Genomic DNA, 20,925 nt, shown 5'->3' on the forward strand with positions numbered 1-20,925 from the left:
TCTCCGCAAGGTTAAAATTTTATTTCCGGATTTTCTAGTAATCGCTCTCCATCGCTTCTTCATAAGAGCGAATCGCGTCATATACTTCCTGCGGAGATTTTTTTTGCATAAGAGCCTTGCATAATTCCTGATGATGAAGAAGATCGGCAAATTGCTTCATTATTTGAAGGTGCCGTTGCGTTTCCTTAGGAGCGAAGAGCAGCATAAAAACGATATGCACGGGCTTATTATCCATAGCGTCATAGTCGACTCCCGTAAAGCTTATCCCCAAGGCGCCGACAACGCCGTTTACGGACGGACTTATGGCATGAGGAACCGCGATCCCCGGCATGATCCCCGTGGTCATTTTATTTTCACGTTCTTTTAACGCCGTCAAGGCTTCGGAACGATTGATATACGGTTGCGCGGAAACAATGACTTCAAGCATTTCTTCAAAAACTTCGTCTTTATCTTCGCTTTCCAAACCGACGATAATATTCTCCGGAGGAAAAATATCTGAAAACATACCAAATCCTCAAAATTATTGTGCTGAAGAATCCGAAGTATCCTTCCACCATTCGGAGCTCTGCCCCGAAGCCTGTTCGACAGACTGCGCCGCACCCGACAGATCGGTCTTTACAGCGGGTTTTTTATTCAACAAAGCAAGACCGAAGGCTGTAACAAAAAACAGCGTAACCAAAACGTAAGTTGTTTTGGTCAATATATTTGCTGAGTGTGAGCCGAACGCATTGGAAACTCCGCCTCCTATAAGACCTCCCATACCTTCTTCATTCTGTACCAAAACCAGCAAAACCAGCAGGATACAGATAATAACGAATACGACCAGAAGGATAATACCGATAACACCCATATATAAAAACTCCAAACTAAATATTAGCGCTATAATAGCTAAAATAGTAGAATTTGTCAAACAAGCGCGAACAGCGGCAAACGTCGCTTATCAACTGTGCGCAAAAAGCGCACGAAAACGCCATTCTCGGAAATTAAAATTTTCTCGCATGCCGTTTTTTAAAGAATGCAAATGGGAACAAAGGTGTCGGCGGCAAGAGAAGCGCCACCTATCAATCCTCCGTCAATATCTTCCATCGCAAGAAGTTCTTTAGCGTTTGACGCCTTCATGGAACCGCCGTACTGTATAACGACGGCCTCGGAAGCGGCTTTACCGTACATTTTTTCAATATGCTTTCTGCAAAACTTATGGATGGCCTGTGCGTCGTCGGGAGTAGCGGTCTTTCCGGTTCCTATCGCCCATACGGGCTCATACGCTATAGTGACATTTTTAAGCTGATTCTCAGATACGCCTTTAAGTCCTTCCGTAAGCTGAGCGGCGCACACCTTTTCTGCGTTTCCGGCTTCTCTCTCTTCGAGAAGCTCTCCTATGCAAAGAACGACTTCAAGTCCTTTTTCCAAAGCCTTTTTAACTTTGGCGTTGATAAGAGAATCGCTTTCGCCTATTTCATGACGACGCTCCGAATGTCCGAGTATCACGGATTGCACTCCGATGTCTTTTAACATATCGGCAGAAACCTCCCCCGTATGTGCGCCGTTATCCGTAGCCGCCATATTCTGCGCTCCGAGAAGGATGTTAGACCCTTTAAGGACGGGCGCGAGCGCGTCAAGGTATACAAAGGGAGCCGCAATCATATACTTGTTGGACTTCCCCTTTAATTCTTTAACAAGGGCTTTTGCAAGTTCAAGGGACTGTGCCTTGTTAAGATTCATTTTCCAATTTCCTGCAATATAATGTTTTCTCATATTTTCTCCGATCTTTTTCCGAGCAAAATTACTTCGTTTCCAGAGCGGCAATACCCGGAAGAGTTTTTCCTTCAAGGAATTCAAGGGACGCTCCGCCGCCGGTGGAAACATGGCTCATCTTATCCGCAAGGCCGCATTTGTTCACGGCTGCAACCGAATCTCCGCCGCCTACAACGGTCATAACGCCGCGACCGGTAGCTTTTGCAACAAGTTCCGCAACGGCTGCCGTTCCTTTGGAAAACGCTTCAAATTCAAATACGCCGACGGGACCGTTCCAAACAATTGATTTCGCGCTTTCAATCGTAGTTTTGTACAAAGCGATAGTCTTGGGGCCTACGTCAAGCGCCATAAGGTTATCGGGAATATTTACATCGTCGACTACAGTCGGAGTCGAGTCCGCGCTGTACTCTGCGGCGCACACGTGGTCTACGGGAAGAATAACTTTTACGCCCTTATCCTTTGCGTCCGAAAGCAGTTTTTTTGCCGTATCGGCAAAATCGTCTTCAACGAGAGATTTACCGACCTTGTATCCCTGCACTTTAAGAAACGTATACGCCATACCGCCGCCTATGACGAGAGCGGAAGCGTTTTTAAGCAGGCTTTCAAGCACAGCGATCTTTGAAGACACCTTTGCGCCGCCTATAATCGCTACCATTGGTTTGGGCGGATCTTTTAAAAGCGGCTCGAGATATTTTATTTCTTTTTCCATAAGGAAGCCCGCAACCTTTACTTTCATAAATTTTGCGATGGAAGCCGTAGAAGCGTGATCGCGGTGAGCCGTGCCGAAGGCGTCGTTTACATAGATTTCTCCGTAGGAAGCAAGTTCTTTTGCCATCTTGTCGCGCTCTGCGGCGTCTTTTGAAGTTTCTTCGCTGTGAAAACGCGTGTTTTCAAGCATCATAACGGCTCCTTCGGGAAGAGCTTCTACTGCGGATCCTTGTCCGAGAGAATCTTCGGCAAAAAACACTTTGCCGCCTAATTTTTTTTCAAGATATTCGGCCACAGGTTTCATGCGGTTTTTGCCGTTTATAAACTTTTCTTTATCGGCTTCGGTAAATGTTTTTCCCGCCTTTTCGGCTTTTTCGGCGGCTTTTTTTACGTCCTTTGCGGGGTCTCCCAGATGGCTCATGAGCACAAGGCTTCTGGGTTTTTGCTCAAGTATGTACTTTATGGTAGGAAGGGCGGCCATAATGCGCGTATCGTCCTGAACGACTCCTTCTTTCATAGGAACATTAAAATCAACGCGCATAACGATACGCTTGCCTTTTAAATTTACATCTCTAACCGTTTTTATCATAACATCCTCCTATAAATTGCGGCATTGCAGAAAATGTCAATTTTTAAAATACCGCAATTCGTGCGCTCTGCGCACGCTTCTATTCGTACAATCAACTATACCTCTTTTTAAAATAAGGAGCAATGCGCTGTTCACTTTATGTAGATGTTTGTTTCACCCGTGCGGTTCCGATTGTATATTCACATTTTCTTACCCGAAACGAACACTTGTTTTATATTGACGTCGTTGTCGAATATCAGAAGATCGGCTTCTTTACCTGCCGAAATCGAGCCCGTCTTTTTTTCAATGCCCATAAAACGCGCAGGCAAAAGGCTTGCCATGCGGACGGCCTCCCACATCGGGAGCCCCGCTTTATAGACCATCGTGCGGACAGTTCTGTCCATAGTGCAGACGCTTCCGGCAAAGGAAGTGCGGTCCGGCATTTTGGCAATTCCCCCTTCGATTATGACTTCCTGCCCGCCGACCTTTGCTCCCAAAATGGAAGGACCTTCGGGCATTCCGGCGCCGCGCATGCTGTCCGTGCAGATACAAATGTGGTCGTGATCTTTAAGCTTAAGGATCATTTTTAAAAGATCGGGCGGCAAATGCATACCGTCGGCGATCAATTCTACGGAAAGGCCGTCCATGATATAGCCCGCTTCTATCGTTCCGAGAATACGAAAGCCGCCCTTCCTTTCGATGCCGGACATACCCGAATAAAAATGCGTAAGATGACGCACGCCGTGATCGTATGCTTTGGAAATTTCATCATACGTAGCGGCCGTATGTCCGGCCGCCATCATTATTCCCGCTTTATGAAACACGTCGGCCATTTCCAAGGCTCCGGGAAGCTCGGGTGCAAACGATATGCGGCTTATGATGCCTTCGCCTTTTTCAAGAATGGGCATATAGTTTTCGGGTTTAGGATTTTTTATGAATCTGGGGTCTTGAGCGCCTTTTTGCACCATATCAAAAAAAGGACCTTCCAGATGAAGACCCGGAAGATGCGGTAAATTACTCTTATTTTTCTTCACTTGCCTAAAACACTCAAAGGTTTTAAAAAGCGCTTCGTCGCTGCTCGTAAGAGTGGTGGGATAATAAGTGGTAGTACCGTATTTTAAATGAGCGAGGGCGGCTCCTTCTATATCTTCAGGACTTCCGTCCATATTGTCAAAACCGCCGCCGCCGTGCGAATGAATATCTATAAAGCCCGGAGAAATAAAATCTCCCGAACAATCTACGACGGTTTCGCCGTCCTTAGGAGCGAAAGCGCCGTTTGTCCCGGAAACGGAGCCGTTGCAGCAAGATTTGTCGGCGTTCTTTTTACATTCCCCGACTTCAATTATCTCAGCCCCCTTTGTGCGAACGAAACCGTTTTGTAAAATTCCGCCCTCAAGTATAACTCTTGCATTTATAAATAACATATATTTACCTCGTATAATCACTTATAGCCAGCTTTTTATCGTTCGTCAAGGAATTTGCCGCGTCTCAAAAGTCTCAATGCCTCAAACAGCGCCGTATGCGGTTTGTGTTTCCCTAAACATTTCGTTTTCAAAACGCGCGTTCAGTTGTTTAACCGGCGCACTGCCGTTTGGTTATTCAGCTGCGTACTTCTGTTCTATTGTTTGTTGCCGAGCCGCTCGGTTCAGGCACTAAGCGGCCGGAAAAATAAAAAATAAAAATTCATCTTGACAACTATAAAAACAAAGGTAGAATATAGTAAAACGCTAACGGTAACGTTTTCTTATTTGGAGGTACATATGAAAAAATTGGTCGCGTTTGCAATCATAGCGCTGACTGCGGTAGGTGGCGTCTTTGCTACAGGTTCCACAAAAGCAAAGGCTGCTAAGGTTATCAAGCTTAAGCTTGCCGAAAATCAACCGGCGAACAACCCTGTGTCTAAGGGTGTAAAAATGTTTGCCGATCTGGTCAAAGCAAAGACAGGCGGAACAGTGGAAGTGGAAGTGTATTTGGACGCACAGCTTGGCAATGAAAATGAAACAATCGATCAGGTACAGGCCGGAACTCTCGACTTCGCACGCATAAACACATCCGCTCTGGCGTCTACGGTAAACGAAGTGGGCGTATTCACGCTGCCTTATATTTTCACCGGCACAGAGCAAAAATACAAAGTTCTTGACGGAAAAATCGGGCAGGATATTTTAAATACCATGCGCTCAAAAAACAACATAATAGGCCTTGACTTTTTGGAATCAGGCTCGCGCAATTTTTATTCAACTAAAAAACCCATAAAATCAGTATCCGATCTTAAAGGAATGAAAGTCCGCGTACAGCAGAACGAAGTCGCCATAAGAATGGTCGAACTTCTCGGCGGAGCGGCAACTCCGATGGCATACGGAGAAGTCTACCAAGGTTTGCAGACGGGCGTCATCGATGCGGCTGAAAACGACTTTGTCTCTTATTACACTTCGGGACATTATGAAGTTGCAAAGTATTTTTCTTTGGACGGACACATGGCTCCTCCGGCGCTGCTTATCATGAGCACGGCGGCATGGAAAAAACTTAACGCAGACCAGCAGAAAGCTGTAAAAGAAGCTTCCCGCGAAGCGGCTCTTTGGCAGAGGAAGGCTATGGACGACTTCCAAAACGAATCCCGTGCGGCGGTAGAAAAGGCCGGTTGTAAGGTATTTACCGTTGACGCAAAAGAATTCCAAAACGCTGTGAGTGAAATTTACAACAAATATCCTCAGTACAAGGATTTGATTGCAAAGATAAGGGCAGTAAACTAAATCCTTAAACAAAATCGGCCGAATTTCGGCCGAATCATTTATTTATAATCATTTAATAATATTGAAGCATTAAGAAATTGGGGCTGTCCGGAAACTTCGGTTTTCGGACAGTTTCCTTAATCTAATATCACGAGGTTCAACAGTGGAAGCAAAAAAAGACAAACTGTCAAAGATTCGTTCCGCATTAGATCGCATGATTGAAGCGGAACAGAGTCTCTGCTGCTACATTCTTATAATTGAGGTTGCCATAACCTTTGTCCAGGTAGTTCTGCGCTCCTTCGGCAACCCGTTCAGCTGGTCTGAAGAAGTTACGCTGATGTTTTTAGTGTGGTTCGGCTATCTGTGCATTCCCATCGATATTTACACGGATTCCCATGCGGCTCTGTTCTTCGCATACGGTAAGTTACCGCCGTTCGCAAAAAAGTTTCTCGATCTTGGACGGCACGGAATTTTGGTCTGGTTCAGCGTCCTCATGATCAAATACGGAGCTAAGATAACCGCTCTGAACATAGCGAAAAAACAACCGGCAACGCAATTATCGCAGGGACTTTTATTCGCTCCGTTAGTAGTCGGCGGTATTCTTATGACAGTATACGCAGCATTCAATTTTGCAAGTACCTGTCTTAAGCCTCTAAGCGAATACGTTGTCGACAAAAATGCGGTAAAAACGATCGACGAGCTGAACAGAGAAAGGGGAGGAAATTAAGATGGCAAGTCAGGCAATAGCTACGTGGATACTTTTCGGCTCGCTCGTCGTGCTAATGGTATTCCGTTTTCCCATATCTTTTTGTTTAGGCGTTTCGGCTTTGTTTACTGCTATATATTTGGACATTCCTTTTTTTAATCTGTTTCAAAAAATGTCTACGGGAATCACGAGCTTTACGTTTATGTGCGTGCCGTTTTTTATAATAATGGCGCAGATCATGACTGACGGAGGAATAAGCGACCGTCTCACAAAATTCTGCAACGTTATGATCGGCCGAGTGAGAGGCGGAACCGCAATCGTAAACTGCGTTGTTTCAATGTTTTTCGGCGGCATATCGGGGTCTTCGATAGCGGATGTTTCTTCGATAGGCTCTTTTTTGATTCCGTCAATGATCAAAGAAGGATACGACGCGGATTATTCCATTGCAGTAACGTGTACAAGTTCGGTGGAAGGCGTTATAATTCCGCCGAGCCAAAACATGATATACTATATTGTCGCAGCCGGAAGCGGTCTTTCCGTAAGCACAATGTTTATGTGCGGCTACATTCCGGGCATACTGCTTACTCTTGCGCTTTGCGTATGTTCCTTTGTGATCGCAGTAAAAAACAAATATCCTATAAGCCAAAAATATTCGTGGAAAGAAAATATTGCAATAATACGCGAAGCCGCGCTGGGACTGATCACGATCCTTATCGTAGCAGTAGGCATTCTCGCAGGATTTTTTACGGCGACGGAAGCAGGCGGAGTTGCAGCCGTATACGCTTTAATCATTACGATTTTCGTATACCGTACAATGAATTTTAAAAAATTCGTTCAATGCCTTAAAAAAACTCTCAGAACCCTAAGCACCGTCATGGCAATAATCGCTACGAGCAGCGCTTTCAGTTACGTGCTTGCCTATCTTAAGGTTCCCACACGGGTCGCTTCTTCGCTGATGTCGGTGTCAAGCAATCCAGGAGTAGTAATGCTTCTTATGGTGATCATGATGGTCTTTCTCGGCTGTTTTATGGACATGGGAATTCTTTTGATACTTCTTACGCCCATTCTGTACCCGGTGGCGATGTCTTACGGATATAATCCCTATCATTTCGGGCTGATCATGGTTCTTACGCTTGGACTCGGACTTTTAACTCCGCCGGTAGGGACTTCTCTTTGGGCCGGATGCTCTATAGCGAATATGCCCATAGAAAAAGCGATCAAAGGTTTTATGCCGTTCTATCTTACGTATTCGTTTATTCTGGCAATAATAATCCTATTCCCGACTATAACGCTTATGTTGCCGCGAGCGCTTGGATACATATCATAGGAAAATGCTTATGGACGGCAAAGTGACGCTTAAAGACATTTCGAAGGCCACAGGTTATTCGCTTATTTCAATACACCGCGCAATTTATAACAAAGAAGGTTTAAGCGAAGAAACGCGAAAAAAAATCTTAAAGGCAGTCGAAAAGACGGGGTACCGAGTAAACTACATGGCGTCCGCACTAAAACGGAAGACTATAAAAATTGCCTTGATAATGTGCGAAGGCAACACAACCGGCGATTATCACAATACTATGCTCGCCGGCTGCCGCATGGCAGCCGGCGAATTTGCAGGGCTAAACTGCACAGTCAGTGAATTTTTATATCCGGCCGGGCTCATAGGCGCAAAACAGGAATGCCGCATTCTTGATTCCCTGTTATACGAGCATCCAGAAGAATACGACGGTCTTCTCGTAGTCCCTGAAAACACAGGCAGAGAGCTTTCTCTTTGCCTTAACAAGCATATTGCGCAGGGGACGCCGGTCATTCTTATCGACAATAAGTTTGAAGACATGAAATATCTTTGCTGCATCTCTCCGCGAAGTTACCTTATAGGTCGTCTGGGAGCGGAATATCTGTGCAAAACTTCCAGTCCCGGTAAAATCCTTGTGGCTTTAGGGGACGAGACGTCAAAGACGCATCAGGAAAACGTAGAAGGTTTTGAAGCGTATATAAATGACAATAAGCTCCCGTTTTCATGCGTGTATATTCATGACCCGTACGATGAAGAAGAAGAAACGGCTCTCATCGATTCCGCCGTGCAAAGCGATTCTGCGATCACGGCCATGTATACTGTCCGTGAAAAAAATTCGCATGCGCTTGCAAAGGTGGCTTCCCGCTATCCCCAAAGAAAATTCCAAGTGCTTGCGAGCGATCTGTGTCCTTCAAACGTACAAAATCTGAAAGAAGGCATAGTAAGCGGCGTCATCGACAAAAATGCGTACCAAAGAGGATATTTGGGGATGAGCACCTTGTTCGGCTATGTTCTTAAACACGAAAACCCCAAGGCAAAAATATTATCCGTTCCGGTATCTATCGTAATGCAAAGCAATCTTCCCTTTTATGTAGGAGAGATGGGATCGGGGATCTGTATATCCTCGACCGAAATATAAAATTTTACCTTATTTTTGGAGGAAAATAAATGTTTACTATCAGTGTTTCACAGTCTCCACAAGAGCTCGGACAGGCGGCTGCAAACCGCATAGCGCTTGAGATCAACAAGGCGATAAAAAGCAAAGGGTACGCCCGTATCGTCCTTTCGACAGGAGCATCGCAGTTTGAAACGATCGACGCCCTTATAAAAGAGGATGTGGATTGGAGCAAGGTAACCATGTTTCATCTTGACGAATATGTAGCCTTAGCGGAAACCCATATCGCTTCGTTCCGTAAATATCTTAAAGAACGCTTTGTGAGCAAAGTGAATTTAAAAGAAGCCGTCTTTGTGAACGGAGAAGGCAATATAAAAGAAAACATTGCTTACATAACCAAAAGACTTACGGAGGCGCCCATAGACGTCGGCGTGATAGGAATCGGAGAAAACGGGCACATAGCCTTTAACGACCCGCCTGCGGATTTTAATAACAAGGAAAGCTACATAGTAGTAAACCTTGATGAAAAATGCAAAAACCAGCAAGTACACGAAGGTTGGTTTAAGACAGTCGCCGACGTACCTGATCAGGCTATTTCCATGACCGTACATCAGATCATGAAAAGCAAGGTGATCGTGTCTTCCGTTCCGCATGCGGTTAAAGCCGACGCTATTTTAAAAACGCTTACCTCTCCGGTCACAAACAATGTGCCAGCCACCATAATGAAAACTCATCCGGAATGGTATCTTTTTATTGAAAACGCTTCGGCGGAAAAGGCATTTCCTTTAAAATAAGGAGGATTAAATCATGCAGTCTAATTTTAATGTTTCGATTTTCCCTTCAAGGGATGAGATGGGAACGGCCGCCGGCAAATGCGCCGAGCGGATGTTTGTAAATGCGATAAAGCAAAAAAAAGGCGGTATAGTGAGGGCGATCTTTGCGGCGGCCCCAAGCCAAAACGAAATTCTTGCCTTTCTTGCAAAAAGCAAAAAGATCGACTGGTCTAAGGTAGAAGCGTTCCATATGGACGAATACGTAGGACTTCCGGCGGACGCACCGCAGGGGTTCGGAAATTTTTTGGACGCGCACATATTTCTAAAAGTTCCCTTTGCAAAGGTGCACTACTTACGCCCGTCGGGAAACCCTGAAAAAAACATAAAGGCCTATGCCGCGGAGCTTAAAAAGGCTCCGATCGATATTTGCCTTATGGGAATAGGTGAAAACGGACATATAGCGTTTAACGATCCGGGCGTCGCAGACTTTCACGACGGCGAAACGGTAAAGATCGTAGAGCTCGACAACACTTGCAGAAATCAGCAAGTACACGACGGATGCTTTAAACAGCTGTCCGACGTTCCAAAACAAGCGGTAACTTTAACGATTCCTATTCTTTTTAAATCGGAACACATAGTATGCACCGTTCCGGCGTCGGCCAAAGCCAAGGCTGTAAAAGCAACAATCTTAGGCCCATGCAGTGAAAAATGTCCCGCTTCCATTTTAAGGCTGCATCCGGATGCAAATATGTTCTTGGACGCCGAAAGCGGAAAACACGTTTCGGAATTCTTATAATTTTAAGGAAGGTACGCAATATGCGCACAAATTGCCCATCTTCTAAATCTGAAGATTTAATCGCTGTGCAATTTTAAGGAACCGTTTTACTGTGCGGACGGGTTTTAAAAACTTCGCCGCATAGCCATAGCGTATAAAACGCTGTTAAACTTTATAAGATAAAACCGTATCGGAAAATCGATGCGGCATAAAAAAGGGCTGCCGCGGCGAGGTTTTTAATAACTTCCGGGCAGCCCTTTTTTACTTGCGCTTATTTAGCGACATTCAATTTAAACCTTTTATTTTTTTGCGACGACTCTTACCATTTCAAGAACTTTGTTTGAATATCCCCATTCGTTGTCATACCATGCGCAGAGCTTTACGAATGTCTTATCCAGCTGGATTCCCGCTTTTGCATCGAAAATCGACGTATGAGAATCTCCGCGAAAGTCGGTTGAAACTACGGAATCTTCGGTATAGTCGAGAACGCCCTTGAGTTCGCCCTTGGCATATTTTTTCATCGCAGCGCAAATTTCTTCATAGGTTGTCTCTTTATTCAGCTCACAGGTGAGGTCGACAAACGACACATCGGAAGTAGGAACACGGACGGACATACCGGTGAGCTTGCCGTTAAGTTCGGGTAAAACCTTTCCTACGGCTTTTGCAGCGCCTGTCGAAGATGGAATCATGTTTTCAAGGATTCCGCGTCCGCCTCTCCAGTCCTTTTTCGAAGGGCTGTCGACCGTTTTCTGAGTCGCGGTGGCGGCATGAATCGTCGTCATAAGGCCTCTCTTAATTCCGAATTCCTTGTTTATAACGTAGGAAAGCGGAGCCAAACAGTTTGTCGTGCAGGAAGCGTTGGAAATAATATCCTGTCCGGCATATGTTTTGTGGTTTACGCCGTAAACGAACATCGGCGTTGAATCCTTTGATGGAGCGGACATAACAACTTTTTTGGCGCCGGCTTTGATGTGACCGCGCGCTGTTTCGTCGTCAAGCCACAATCCTGTGGACTCAACGATAACTTCCGCCCCTACGGCCTTCCAGTTAAGATTTTCTACGACTTTTTCCGCAGTAACACGGATCGGAGAACCGCCGTCAATTATCATATTGCCGTCTTTAACTTTGACGTCGTGTTTGAAATGTCCGTGAACGGAATCGTATTTTAACATATAAGCCAGATAATCGGCATCCAAAAGATCGTTAATACCTACGATCTGGATATCCTTGTTAAAATTTTCGATCGCTGCACGAAAAACCATGCGTCCGATACGGCCGAAACCGTTAATGCCTACTTTGATCATAATTGTATGACTCCTTATTCAATCTATAATATTAAAAGCTTCTTATAGCATAATAATACCCTTTTTCATTTTTTACTTCAAGTAGCAAATCTGCGCGTGCCCGCGTGCTGCAAGGCGCCGCGGCATCGCGTTCCGCGTTATCCTATAGCCAACCGAATACGGAATTTTTCAGTTATTTTCAGAGCCGGCGTCGATAGCTACGGAGCCCAGCCACGTAACAAGGCTGTAGTACGGCGTGTAAGAAGCGTCGCGGCCTACGGAGATCGCATACATGTTTACATACCAAACATTGTCGGAAGGAGCCGTAGAACCGTGTACGTCGTCGTTCCCGATTACAGGAACAACGTTATTCTCATGATTCGGATATGCGTTTCCTCCCCGGCCGAACTCAAATGTGCGCCTGTTATCATATCGAACGGGTTTCCAGCTCTGTTCAACTCCGGCGATGATAACTTTCGAGCTGTAATTTGCATCCGTTCCATAAGACATAAGACGTATGTAAACCGTTTGCGCTCCGTTATTCGCGATTAAAGGCGTTCTGCTACCGGCGGAAGTTCCTACGGGTTTATACGAATACGTTTCTATAACCCTGCGCGCAGCCGCAGAGCCGTTGCTTAAGGTATTCAAAGCGTTTACGGAACTTATGTGGGAATTCATTTCAGAATAACTTGAGTAGATCTTATAATATACGGCTGTTCCTTCGGCAACAAATCCGCCGGAGTTATTGTTAGCCGCCGTTCCGAACCTGAAGTATCTTTCCAGATAGTTTGTAGTATTATGGGCGGGAGTGTGATAGGCTACGGGAGGATCCAGCGCAAAATATTCTTGTAAGCCGCAAGCTTGAAAAAATAAAAAAACCGCGGCGCATATAGGTATCGAAAAACTCGCTTTTACGGTTTTCTCGAGATGCACTATTGTAATTTTCCTTGGGCTTGAAGCGCAATAATGCGGTTTTTCGCAAGCTTCGCCCATGATTCCGACGGGCTTTTATCCACAAGTTTTTTATACGACGCTTCGGCGGAAGTAAAATCCTGTTTTTCCTCCTGAAGTCTGCCCAAACTGAACAATGCGTGAGAAAGTTCTAAAAAATCTTCGAACTTAGAAGCTTCGTCATAATATTTTATCGCGCCGTCAGAATCGCCGAGCTCTTCACTGCATACGGCAGCGTTAAAATACGCAAGGGGCGCTATATAAGATTTTTTTGCTTTTGAAGCGCAAGAAAGCCATTGCGTACGGGCATTCGTATAATCTTTTTTTTGAAAATATATTTCACCGCAAAGCATCGAGGCGCGCGCACCCACAATACCGCCTTTAGCCGTGAATCCCGAAAGTTCTTTGAGGGCATCGCCGCGGCGCGCCTCAAGCTCAGTTTCTGAAAGATCCGAAGATTTATCGGTCAACGAATAAGTGATTTTATCTATCTTTTCAAGTCCCGTTTCAACATTTTTTCCGGAAACGGTTACAATAACGGCGTATGTTAAAATCGCCGCTACAGAAACGGCAAAAACGCATAAAATGATTTTTCTATTTTTTAGAATAAAATTTCCCAATACTTCGGAAAATGTTTTTTTTTCAATTTTTTCTTGCGTCATACAAGACTCCTGCAAAGGATACAAAATTCTTTATCGTATCCGATTAATCTAATTTAATGACAAATATCCGTCTTACTTACGGTCTCTGTCTTCACGGACGTGTAATTCGTTCAGCAAGCGAGAAATATAAGTCCGCTGTATTCCCAATATCTTTCCCGCCTTAGTCTGGTTCCAAGACGTTTCGTCAAGAATCTTACAGATATAGGCTCTTTTAAACCTGTTCAATGCGGTTTTAAGAGTTCTGTCCTCCGTCAAAGACGGAATTTTTTCTTCTGAAGCCGTCTGTTCGCACGCCGTTCCGGAAAAGCTTTTTGAAAACTGCAAGTCCCAGTCTTGAATGAACGGCTCTTCGCCTAAAATACAGGCATATTCCACCGTATTTTTAAGCTCACGGACATTTCCCGGCCAATAGTAGTCGTGCAGAGCTTTAGCGGCGGACGACGAAAATCCCGAAAACTGCTTTTTCGTCTTTCGGCCAAATTTTTTCAAAAAAAACTCGGCTAAAGGTTCTATATCCTCTTTCCGTTCCCTGAGCGGCGGAATATTTATAGGAAACGTATTGAGACGGTGATACAGATCGATCAAAAACCGCCCGTCTTTTACAGACGCCTCAAGATCACATTCCGCAGACGCAATTATCCTCACATTAAAAGCGGCCGTCTTATCCGAGACTGTCCCTGAAGATTTCGAATAAGGCGCCATGCGATCCAGCAAAACAGTCTGAAGATTGAGCGGTAGTTTTTCTATTCCGTCAAAAAACAAGGTTCCGCCGTCCGCCGTTGCCAACATCCGCTCGTAATTTTTTATCCGATTCTCAAAAACTCCTTCCTGCAAAAAAGCTATACAATCCGCACGGACAAAAGGAGCGTTTTTGCGTTTGCTTTTCAAATGCAGCTTTCGCGCAAAAAAGTTTTTTCCGCTTCCGTTTTCACCGGTCAGCAATACCGGCGCATCGGAAAGAGCGACCGATTCCATTACACGGTAAAGATCCAAAATTACACGGCTCTTAGCCGTAAAAGCGTCGAACGAACGTTCCGACCCGCCCTTGTTTGCAACCGCCGTATCGTCCGTATGTTTTGAGACCTTTCCTTCCCCGGTGTCTTCATTCAAGCAAAATACTTCAAATGCCTTAAGATAGTCGCCGGCAAACAATATTACAGTCCCTCATTCAAAAACGCATTGCCTGTATTCGGGCAATGCGTTTGTACACGAATAAACCAATTAAACTTGCGATAATTCAGCTATTCGTTGTTCTTTGTTTTCATAAAATCGCCGAGAGTATAGGCGCCGTCGTCATCGTCGGAAGATGAAGACATATAGCGCGAAATCTCGTCACGCTGCTGCTTTTTCTTGTATTCCCTTACGGAAAAAGCGGCTTTTTCCTTATCCACGTTTATGTCAACAACGTATACGTTAATCTTATCGCCTACGTTGTATTTTTTAACGGCCTCTTCAAAGGGAATTTCCTTGTCGTCGCTCAAATTCGACTTGTTTACAAGCCCTTCAATACCGGACGGAGCTTTGACAAACAGTCCGAAATCCGTGATCGAAGTTATCTCTCCTTCAAAAGTCGAACCGGGTTTGTAATCCGCCGCGAACTGCTTCCAAGGATTGCTTTCTAGCTGCTTAAGTCCTACGCGTATGTGATGATTTTCAGGGTCGTTTTCTATGATTACGACCTTGACATCCTGCCCTACGGAAATTTCGCTGCCGGGATGTTTAACTTTCTTTGTCCATGAAAGGTCATCGACATGAAGGAATCCGTCTATTCCGTCTTCGATTGAAACAAAGGCTCCCGCATTTGTCAATTTTACAACCTTTCCGTCTATCTTGGTTCCTACAGGATATTTTTCAGCAATGGAATCCCACGGGTTTTCGGTAACCTGTTTCAGTCCTAAAGAAACGCGACCGGCCTGAATATCGTAGCCTAAGATCATGCATTCTATTTCATCGCCGACTTTAACCATGTCGGAAGGCTTATTGACCTTTTTTGTCCATGAAAATTCGCTTATATGCGCAAGCCCTTCGATACCTTCTTCCAGCTCTATAAAAGCGCCGAAATCGGTAAGTTTCGTAACCTTTCCCTTTACTACGTCATTTACATGGTATTTTTCTTCAAAATGCACCCACGGATCTTCAAGGAAATGCTTTAAAGACAGATTTATGCGTTTTTCTTCAGGTTCAAGCCGTATGACTTTAAGTTCCACTTCCTGACCTTTTTTTACAAAATCCTTAGGTCGGGTAACATGTCCCCAACTCATATCATTTATATGCAAAAGACCGTCAAATCCGCCAAGATCGATAAAGGCGCCGAAACTGGTAAAGCTCTTTACAACACCCTTTACGGTGTCCCCGATTTTTACCGTTTCAAAGAATTTTTCACGGTTTTTATCTATTTGTTCTTCAAGATATTTTCTGCGATTTACGACAACATTCGCCTTATTGTCGGAATAAAGCCGCTCTATATAAAACGGAGATTTAAGTCCTATCAAGCTTTCAGGCTTTTCAACTTTTTGGCTGTCCGCCTGACTTATCGGCAGGAACGCGTGAATATCTCCGCCGAGACTGACTTCGTAACCGCCTTTTACAACCTTTGAAACGGTTCCCGAAACCGGCGCTTTTTCGTCAAAAGCCTTTCGGATATCTTTCCATATCTGCTTTGCGTCCGCCTTTGATTTGGAAACTTCAGGACCATTTCTGCCGTTCTTTTTAAGAAGGACGACCGTAACCACATCCCCCACTTTCGGCAGAGCATCTGCAAACTCCGTAACGGGGAGTCTCGCCTCCGACTTATATCCGATATCAAGAAAGACCGAATCCGCAGTTACCTGAATAACATTTCCGTCAACAAGCTGTCCGTCTTCCAAAACACCGAGAGTTTTCAGAGATTCTTCAAATTGTGTCTGGATACTGCTCTTAGGAGTTTGAGCCGCATCTTTTTCCACTTCCATTTCTTCCATTACAAACCCTTTTTTATGAATATTATTTAAGATTATTGCACAAACCTGTTCTATGGTCAAGTCTGAGGTATCTATGTAAACGGCGTCACTTGCTATCTTAAGAGCGCCTTCAGCCTTATTTTTATCGCTTTCATCGCGTTTTTTAATCGCTTCTTTTATTTCTTCCAAAGATAATTTGCTCACTCCCTGGTCGAAGCGCCGTTTGGCTTGAACATCTATAGAGGCGTCCAAATAAAACTTATGTTCGGCGTCAGGAAACACTACCGTCGTCATATCCCGACCCTCGCATACTATGCTGAGCGAATCGGTGATCTTGTGCATGAGATCGTTCACCAAGTGCCGCACGGCAATTACGGAAGAAACCTGCGAAGTATGCGCCGTCACAAGGTCTTCATGAAGGCGGGACTCAACGTCGACTCCGTTTAGGATGAGATGAGAATTTACATATTCTATTTTTTGCTTTTTACAAAAATCAGCGATAGCGTCTTCGTCCTTGTTCTCGGAAAGATCGAAACCCGCTTCAAGCAGTGCGAGCGTCAGCGCACGGTAAAAACTGCCGCTATTTAAATATAAAAGCTTGAGTTTTTGCGCTATAAGATTTGCTATTGTGCTTTTTCCTGTTCCGGCAGGACCGTCGATCGCTATGACCATATTATTCTCCGTGAATATTTATTACCGCCTGCAAAGACTTAATAAGTTTTTTATTTCAGACGGTTTCAACTCTCTGAATTCTCCGGGTTTTAACCCTTCCAAAAGCAAATTTCCGATTCTTACTCTGGTCAACTGTTTTATTCCTATTTCCATCGACTCAAAAACCCGCCGGATTTCCCGGTTTTTACCTTCCGTAAGAATTATTTGCATTCGTCTGGCGTTGACTTGCCGCGCGTCGACGCAGCGATAAAAAACTCCGTCTACGCGGAGGCCTTTTTTAAATTCTTCGGAAAAAGACCTCGGAATGGCAAGGCTTGTGTCTACGACGTATTCCTTTTCGACTTCCGCAGACGGATGAGAAAGTTTTGCCGCAAAATCGCCGTCGTTCGTAAAAATAAGCAACCCGGAACTGAACATATCCAGCCGCCCTACATTATACAACCTTTCTTTAAAATGTTCTTTTAATAAATCCGCGGCGACCGGTCGCCCTTTTTCGTCGGAAAGAGAACACACGTATCCTATGGGTTTATTCAAAAGCACGTAACGTTTTTTATCTTCAAGGACGATTTGCTTTCCGTCAACATAAACGGAATCAGAAAGCGAAACCTTTGTGCCGAGTTCGCTAACCGCCTTTCCGTTAACGCTCACGCGCCCTTCGGCTATAAGTTTTTCGGCGCTTCTGCGGCTGGCTACCCCGCAGCGGGCTATAAAAGTCTGCAAACGTATAGTATCTTTTTTTTCGCTCATAGCGGCATGTTCAGCGGGCAAGCTCAAAGCGTTCGTTCTCCTCATCGTCGAGCCGCGGCAAATCCGCAATGCTGTTTAAGCGAAAGAATTTTAAAAATTCCTTTGTAGTGCCGTATTGGATGGGTTTTCCGGGGATGTCTTTTTTTCCCACTTCCTTTATTAAATTTCTTTCCATCAAGAGTCTTATCATTGTGTCGGCGGAAACTCCGCGGATAGCTTCTATTTCCGCACGCGTTACAGGCTGAGAATAGGCGATAATTGAAAGAGTTTCTATGGCGGGTCTGGATAATTTTCCTTCGTTTTTATTGCCGTACTTTTCTTTTAATACGTCCCAAATATATCTTTTGGGAACAAGAGACCAGCCGCCCGTGATTTTTGCAAGATCTATGCCGGAATTTTCAGCCGTATATTTTTCCTTAAGCATTTCAAGACAACGGGAAACGACTTCTTCCGACAACTGTGCCGAAGCTGCAAGCGCCTTTTCGGTCTGAGGTTCATGTTCCAAAAACAACACCGCTTCGACCAAGGCGGATTCCTTTAATAATTCCAACTCGTACCTCTAAAAAACATGATTTATACGCACAACCTTGTCATGCGACCTTGTAACGGCATATCTTTATATCACCGAATAATTTATTTTGATAGATGCTGGCCATTTTAAATTTAACCGCTTCAAGGATCGCCATAAAAGCGCATATTATGTCCATTTCGTTTCCGCGGCGCACGATCAATTCCGTAAACATGAATTCGCCTTTATTGTCCAGCAGTTCCGATATCAACGTTATCTTTTCATTGATCGAAACTTCTTCATACATGTTGATTATTTTTTCGTTGGAATACACTGCTACCATGTCATGAAAAATTTTCTGCATTTGCTGAAGTAAATCCCAAGTGTCAACCTTTTTCCACTGGGATTCTTCTTCCTCAAACGGTAAAACACACTGGAATTTCTTTCTTTCAAAGCTCCACTCACCGGCTTCTTCTTTTTCTTCCATCAATACGGAAAGTTTTTTAAATTTCTGGTATTCGATGAGTTTGGCGACAAGTTCCTGCCTGGGATCTTCGATATCCTCGTCGTCTCCGGTTATTTCGATAGGAAGCAGCATGCGGCTTTTTATGTAGATAAGTTTTGCCGCCCAGCTGTAAAATTCCGACAGATCGCTTAAGTCCGTTTGAACGGCAAAATCCAGGTATTCAAGATATTGTTCCGTAATCTGTGCGATGGGAATGTCATAGATGTTGACCTTGCTTTCACGTATGAGAGTCCACAATAAGTCGAGAGGACCTTCAAATTCTCCCGCGGTATATTTCCGCCTGCTCTTAGTTGCAGTCTCCGTGTCATTCGGTAAGCCCGCAGAACCTATGTCAGCCGAGTCTAAATTCCTGTTTGTATCCATCCGCCGCCTCCGGAAAATATTCTGTAAGGAATTTTGCAAAAGGCATGTACAATTCCACACCCTGCTCAGGCAAGCGCCTGAGTTTTTCGGCAAAAATTTCCCTGTCTATAAAATCGGCAGATTTCGGTAAAATCTCCAGTATCGGAATTAAAACAAATGCTCTCTCATAGAGGCGCGGATGCGGTATTTTAAGATTCGGTTCATCGACATTCAACTTGCCGAACAATTCTATGTCTATATCCATCGAACGAGGGCCGAATCTTACCTCATGCCGTCTGTCGCGTCCGAGAGCGGATTCGATTTTATGAATTTCGGATAAAAGATCCCCGGGCTTAAAAGAATCGTTTAAAAAGCCCATCGCCGCCATGTTAAAAAAATCGCTTTGATCGGTAACATACATCGCCTTTGTGCGGTATACCGATGAAAAAAGAGTGTCCCTTTGCGAAAAAGAAAAAAAAAGGCCGCGTAAAAAAATGCAGGAACGCCCCAAAAGCTCTACGGGAGACAGACCTTTAAAAGGCGCGTTCGAACCGAGTCCCAATACGACCGGGATCATTAAAATAATTCGGAAGGAGGGGTTTCTCCTTCGCTTTTTCCCTGCTCCTTTGCTATAGCGGAACCTTTAGGCGTAAGTTCTACACGGCTATCAGCAGCGGAGCGCATCTTTGCAGAGGCTTTTGCGGCGGCGATCTTTCCCGAAGGGAGCATTTCCTTGGCTTTTAAAACCTGAAACGGAAACAGCGATTCTCTAAGCTGTGTTTCAATCTTTTGAGTAAATTCCTTGTTCTGCTCTAAAAATGCAATCGCGTTTTCCTTTCCCTGTCCGACTTTTTCTTCGCCTGCCGTGTACCAAGCGCCTTTTTTGTCTATAAGACCGTGTTTTACGGCGGAGTCCAGCAGACTTGCCACGGCGGATATTCCCTTGCCGAAATAAATATCGATTTCAACCTTGCGGAAAGGCGGAGCAACCTTATTTTTTACGACCTTTACGCGCACGTGATTACCGACCGCTTCTTCGGAACTCTTGCTTTCTATGGATTCTATGCGGCGGATTTCAAGCCTCACAGAAGAATAAAATTTAAGAGCGTTTCCGCCCGTAGTAGTTTCGGGATTTCCGAACATTACGCCGATCTTCATGCGTATCTGATTTATAAACACAAGGATGGAATTGGATTTTCCTATTATGGCCGTAAGCTTTCGCAGCGCCTGGCTCATAAGGCGGGCCTGAAGCCCCATGTGACTGTCGCCCATTTCGCCTTCGATTTCGGCTTGAGGCGTGAGCGCCGCTACGGAGTCGATAACGATTATGTCCACAGCGCCGCTTCTCACAAGGCTTTCCGCAATTTCAAGAGCCTGTTCGCCCGTGTCGGGTTGGGAAACCCACAGTTCGTCTATGTTTACACCCAAAGCCTTTGCGTACTGAGGATCAAGAGCGTGTTCCGCATCGATAAACGCCGCAATTCCACCGAGCTTTTGAGCTTCGGCAATCGCATGCAGGGCCAAGGTAGTCTTACCTGAAGATTCGGGGCCGAACATTTCAATAATGCGGCCGCGCGGATAGCCGCCGATACCAAGCGCTTCGTCAAGCAAAATAGAGCCCGACGGTATTACGTCTATGCCGGCCGTGTTAGCCTTTGTTCCCAGCTTCATCAGGGATCCCTGACCGAATTGTTTTTCGATTTGAAGCCTAGCCGCTTCAAGCGCCTTCATTTTTTCGGACTGTTCGCCGGCTGCCGGAATATCTTTGTTTTCTGCCATTTTACTGCCTTCCCTCCCACAGGAACTTACTGTATTAATTGCACGGATATTGAATTTTCCGCAACGGGGCTGTCAAAAAAGCGTATGTGTC

General features: G+C 44.9%; 21 protein-coding genes. 6 read left to right on the forward strand and 15 right to left on the reverse strand.

Annotation, left to right across the window (positions count from 1 at the left end):
* Positions 1-34: 34 nt before the first annotated feature.
* The 5 genes from HRQ91_RS08435 to nagA all read right to left on the reverse strand — a co-directional run bounded on the left by HRQ91_RS08435 (position 35) and on the right by nagA (position 4,455).
* Positions 35-505 (reverse strand): PTS sugar transporter subunit IIA, encoded by a 471-nt coding sequence (locus tag HRQ91_RS08435; protein ID WP_210119131.1) that lies wholly within the window; start codon positions 503-505, stop codon positions 35-37.
* Positions 506-520: 15 nt separating this feature from the next.
* The gene (secG, locus tag HRQ91_RS08440; RefSeq protein ID WP_210119132.1) at positions 521-850 is read right to left on the reverse strand and encodes a preprotein translocase subunit SecG; all 330 of its coding nucleotides are present in this window, start codon (positions 848-850) and stop codon (positions 521-523) included.
* Positions 851-1,008: 158 nt separating this feature from the next.
* Entirely contained in the window at positions 1,009-1,755 is a 747-nt protein-coding gene (tpiA, locus tag HRQ91_RS08445) for a triose-phosphate isomerase (protein ID WP_210119133.1), read from the reverse strand.
* Positions 1,756-1,783: 28 nt separating this feature from the next.
* Complete coding sequence (locus HRQ91_RS08450; RefSeq protein WP_210119134.1) at positions 1,784-3,052, reverse strand: phosphoglycerate kinase; 1,269 nt, start codon at positions 3,050-3,052, stop codon at positions 1,784-1,786.
* Positions 3,053-3,231: 179 nt separating this feature from the next.
* On the reverse strand, positions 3,232-4,455 hold the full coding sequence (nagA, locus tag HRQ91_RS08455; RefSeq protein ID WP_210119135.1) for an N-acetylglucosamine-6-phosphate deacetylase: 1,224 nt from the start codon (positions 4,453-4,455) through the stop codon (positions 3,232-3,234).
* 336 nt (positions 4,456-4,791) lie between these two features.
* Here nagA and HRQ91_RS08460 point away from each other — a divergent pair, with 336 nt between their 5' ends.
* From HRQ91_RS08460 to HRQ91_RS08485, 6 genes are all read left to right on the forward strand, one after another.
* Entirely contained in the window at positions 4,792-5,781 is a 990-nt protein-coding gene (locus tag HRQ91_RS08460; RefSeq protein ID WP_210119136.1) for a TRAP transporter substrate-binding protein, read from the forward strand.
* Between the two features lie 142 nt (positions 5,782-5,923).
* Positions 5,924-6,487: a TRAP transporter small permease gene (locus HRQ91_RS08465; protein ID WP_246473200.1), complete on the forward strand. Its 564-nt coding sequence runs from the start codon at positions 5,924-5,926 to the stop codon at positions 6,485-6,487.
* A gap of 1 nt (position 6,488) precedes the next feature.
* A complete protein-coding gene (locus HRQ91_RS08470) occupies positions 6,489-7,793 on the forward strand; it encodes a TRAP transporter large permease (RefSeq protein WP_210119137.1) in 1,305 nt (434 codons plus the stop codon).
* 10 nt (positions 7,794-7,803) lie between these two features.
* A complete protein-coding gene (locus tag HRQ91_RS08475) occupies positions 7,804-8,901 on the forward strand; it encodes a LacI family DNA-binding transcriptional regulator (RefSeq protein WP_210119138.1) in 1,098 nt (365 codons plus the stop codon).
* 29 nt (positions 8,902-8,930) lie between these two features.
* Positions 8,931-9,671 carry a 6-phosphogluconolactonase gene (locus HRQ91_RS08480; RefSeq protein ID WP_210119139.1) on the forward strand — a complete coding sequence of 247 codons (741 nt, stop codon included), beginning with the start codon at positions 8,931-8,933 and terminating at the stop codon, positions 9,669-9,671.
* A gap of 13 nt (positions 9,672-9,684) precedes the next feature.
* Positions 9,685-10,446 carry a 6-phosphogluconolactonase gene (locus HRQ91_RS08485; RefSeq protein WP_210119140.1) on the forward strand — a complete coding sequence of 254 codons (762 nt, stop codon included), beginning with the start codon at positions 9,685-9,687 and terminating at the stop codon, positions 10,444-10,446.
* A gap of 278 nt (positions 10,447-10,724) precedes the next feature.
* On the opposite strand, the gene gap is transcribed toward HRQ91_RS08485, so the two are convergent.
* The 10 genes from gap to recA form a co-directional block, all read right to left on the reverse strand.
* Complete coding sequence (gene gap / locus HRQ91_RS08490; RefSeq protein WP_210119141.1) at positions 10,725-11,729, reverse strand: type I glyceraldehyde-3-phosphate dehydrogenase; 1,005 nt, start codon at positions 11,727-11,729, stop codon at positions 10,725-10,727.
* A gap of 168 nt (positions 11,730-11,897) precedes the next feature.
* The gene (locus HRQ91_RS08495) at positions 11,898-12,641 is read right to left on the reverse strand and encodes a hypothetical protein (protein WP_210119142.1); all 744 of its coding nucleotides are present in this window, start codon (positions 12,639-12,641) and stop codon (positions 11,898-11,900) included.
* Positions 12,641-13,321, reverse strand: coding sequence for a tetratricopeptide repeat protein (locus HRQ91_RS08500; RefSeq protein WP_210119143.1), 681 nt, complete (start codon positions 13,319-13,321; stop codon positions 12,641-12,643). The genes HRQ91_RS08495 and HRQ91_RS08500 overlap by 1 nt, the downstream gene beginning before the upstream one ends.
* A gap of 72 nt (positions 13,322-13,393) precedes the next feature.
* Positions 13,394-14,431 (reverse strand): sigma 54-interacting transcriptional regulator, encoded by a 1,038-nt coding sequence (locus tag HRQ91_RS08505; RefSeq protein ID WP_210119144.1) that lies wholly within the window; start codon positions 14,429-14,431, stop codon positions 13,394-13,396.
* A 131-nt stretch (positions 14,432-14,562) separates the two neighbouring features.
* On the reverse strand, positions 14,563-16,932 hold the full coding sequence (rpsA, locus tag HRQ91_RS08510; protein WP_210119145.1) for a 30S ribosomal protein S1: 2,370 nt from the start codon (positions 16,930-16,932) through the stop codon (positions 14,563-14,565).
* Positions 16,933-16,953: 21 nt separating this feature from the next.
* Complete coding sequence (locus tag HRQ91_RS08515; RefSeq protein WP_210119146.1) at positions 16,954-17,679, reverse strand: pseudouridine synthase; 726 nt, start codon at positions 17,677-17,679, stop codon at positions 16,954-16,956.
* A gap of 10 nt (positions 17,680-17,689) precedes the next feature.
* A complete protein-coding gene (gene scpB / locus HRQ91_RS08520; RefSeq protein WP_210119147.1) occupies positions 17,690-18,229 on the reverse strand; it encodes an SMC-Scp complex subunit ScpB in 540 nt (179 codons plus the stop codon).
* A gap of 40 nt (positions 18,230-18,269) precedes the next feature.
* A complete protein-coding gene (locus tag HRQ91_RS08525) occupies positions 18,270-19,076 on the reverse strand; it encodes a segregation and condensation protein A (protein ID WP_210119148.1) in 807 nt (268 codons plus the stop codon).
* Positions 19,045-19,632: a 2-amino-4-hydroxy-6-hydroxymethyldihydropteridine diphosphokinase gene (gene folK, locus HRQ91_RS08530; RefSeq protein ID WP_210119149.1), complete on the reverse strand. Its 588-nt coding sequence runs from the start codon at positions 19,630-19,632 to the stop codon at positions 19,045-19,047. The genes HRQ91_RS08525 and folK overlap by 32 nt, the downstream gene beginning before the upstream one ends.
* Positions 19,632-20,834 (reverse strand): recombinase RecA, encoded by a 1,203-nt coding sequence (gene recA / locus HRQ91_RS08535; RefSeq protein ID WP_210119150.1) that lies wholly within the window; start codon positions 20,832-20,834, stop codon positions 19,632-19,634. Before recA ends, folK begins: the two co-directional genes overlap by 1 nt.
* Between the last annotated feature and the right edge of the window lie 91 nt (positions 20,835-20,925).

Origin of the sequence: Treponema parvum (genome assembly GCF_017893965.1) — a bacterium.
Classification (GTDB): Bacteria; Spirochaetota; Spirochaetia; order Treponematales; family Treponemataceae; genus Treponema_D; species Treponema_D parvum.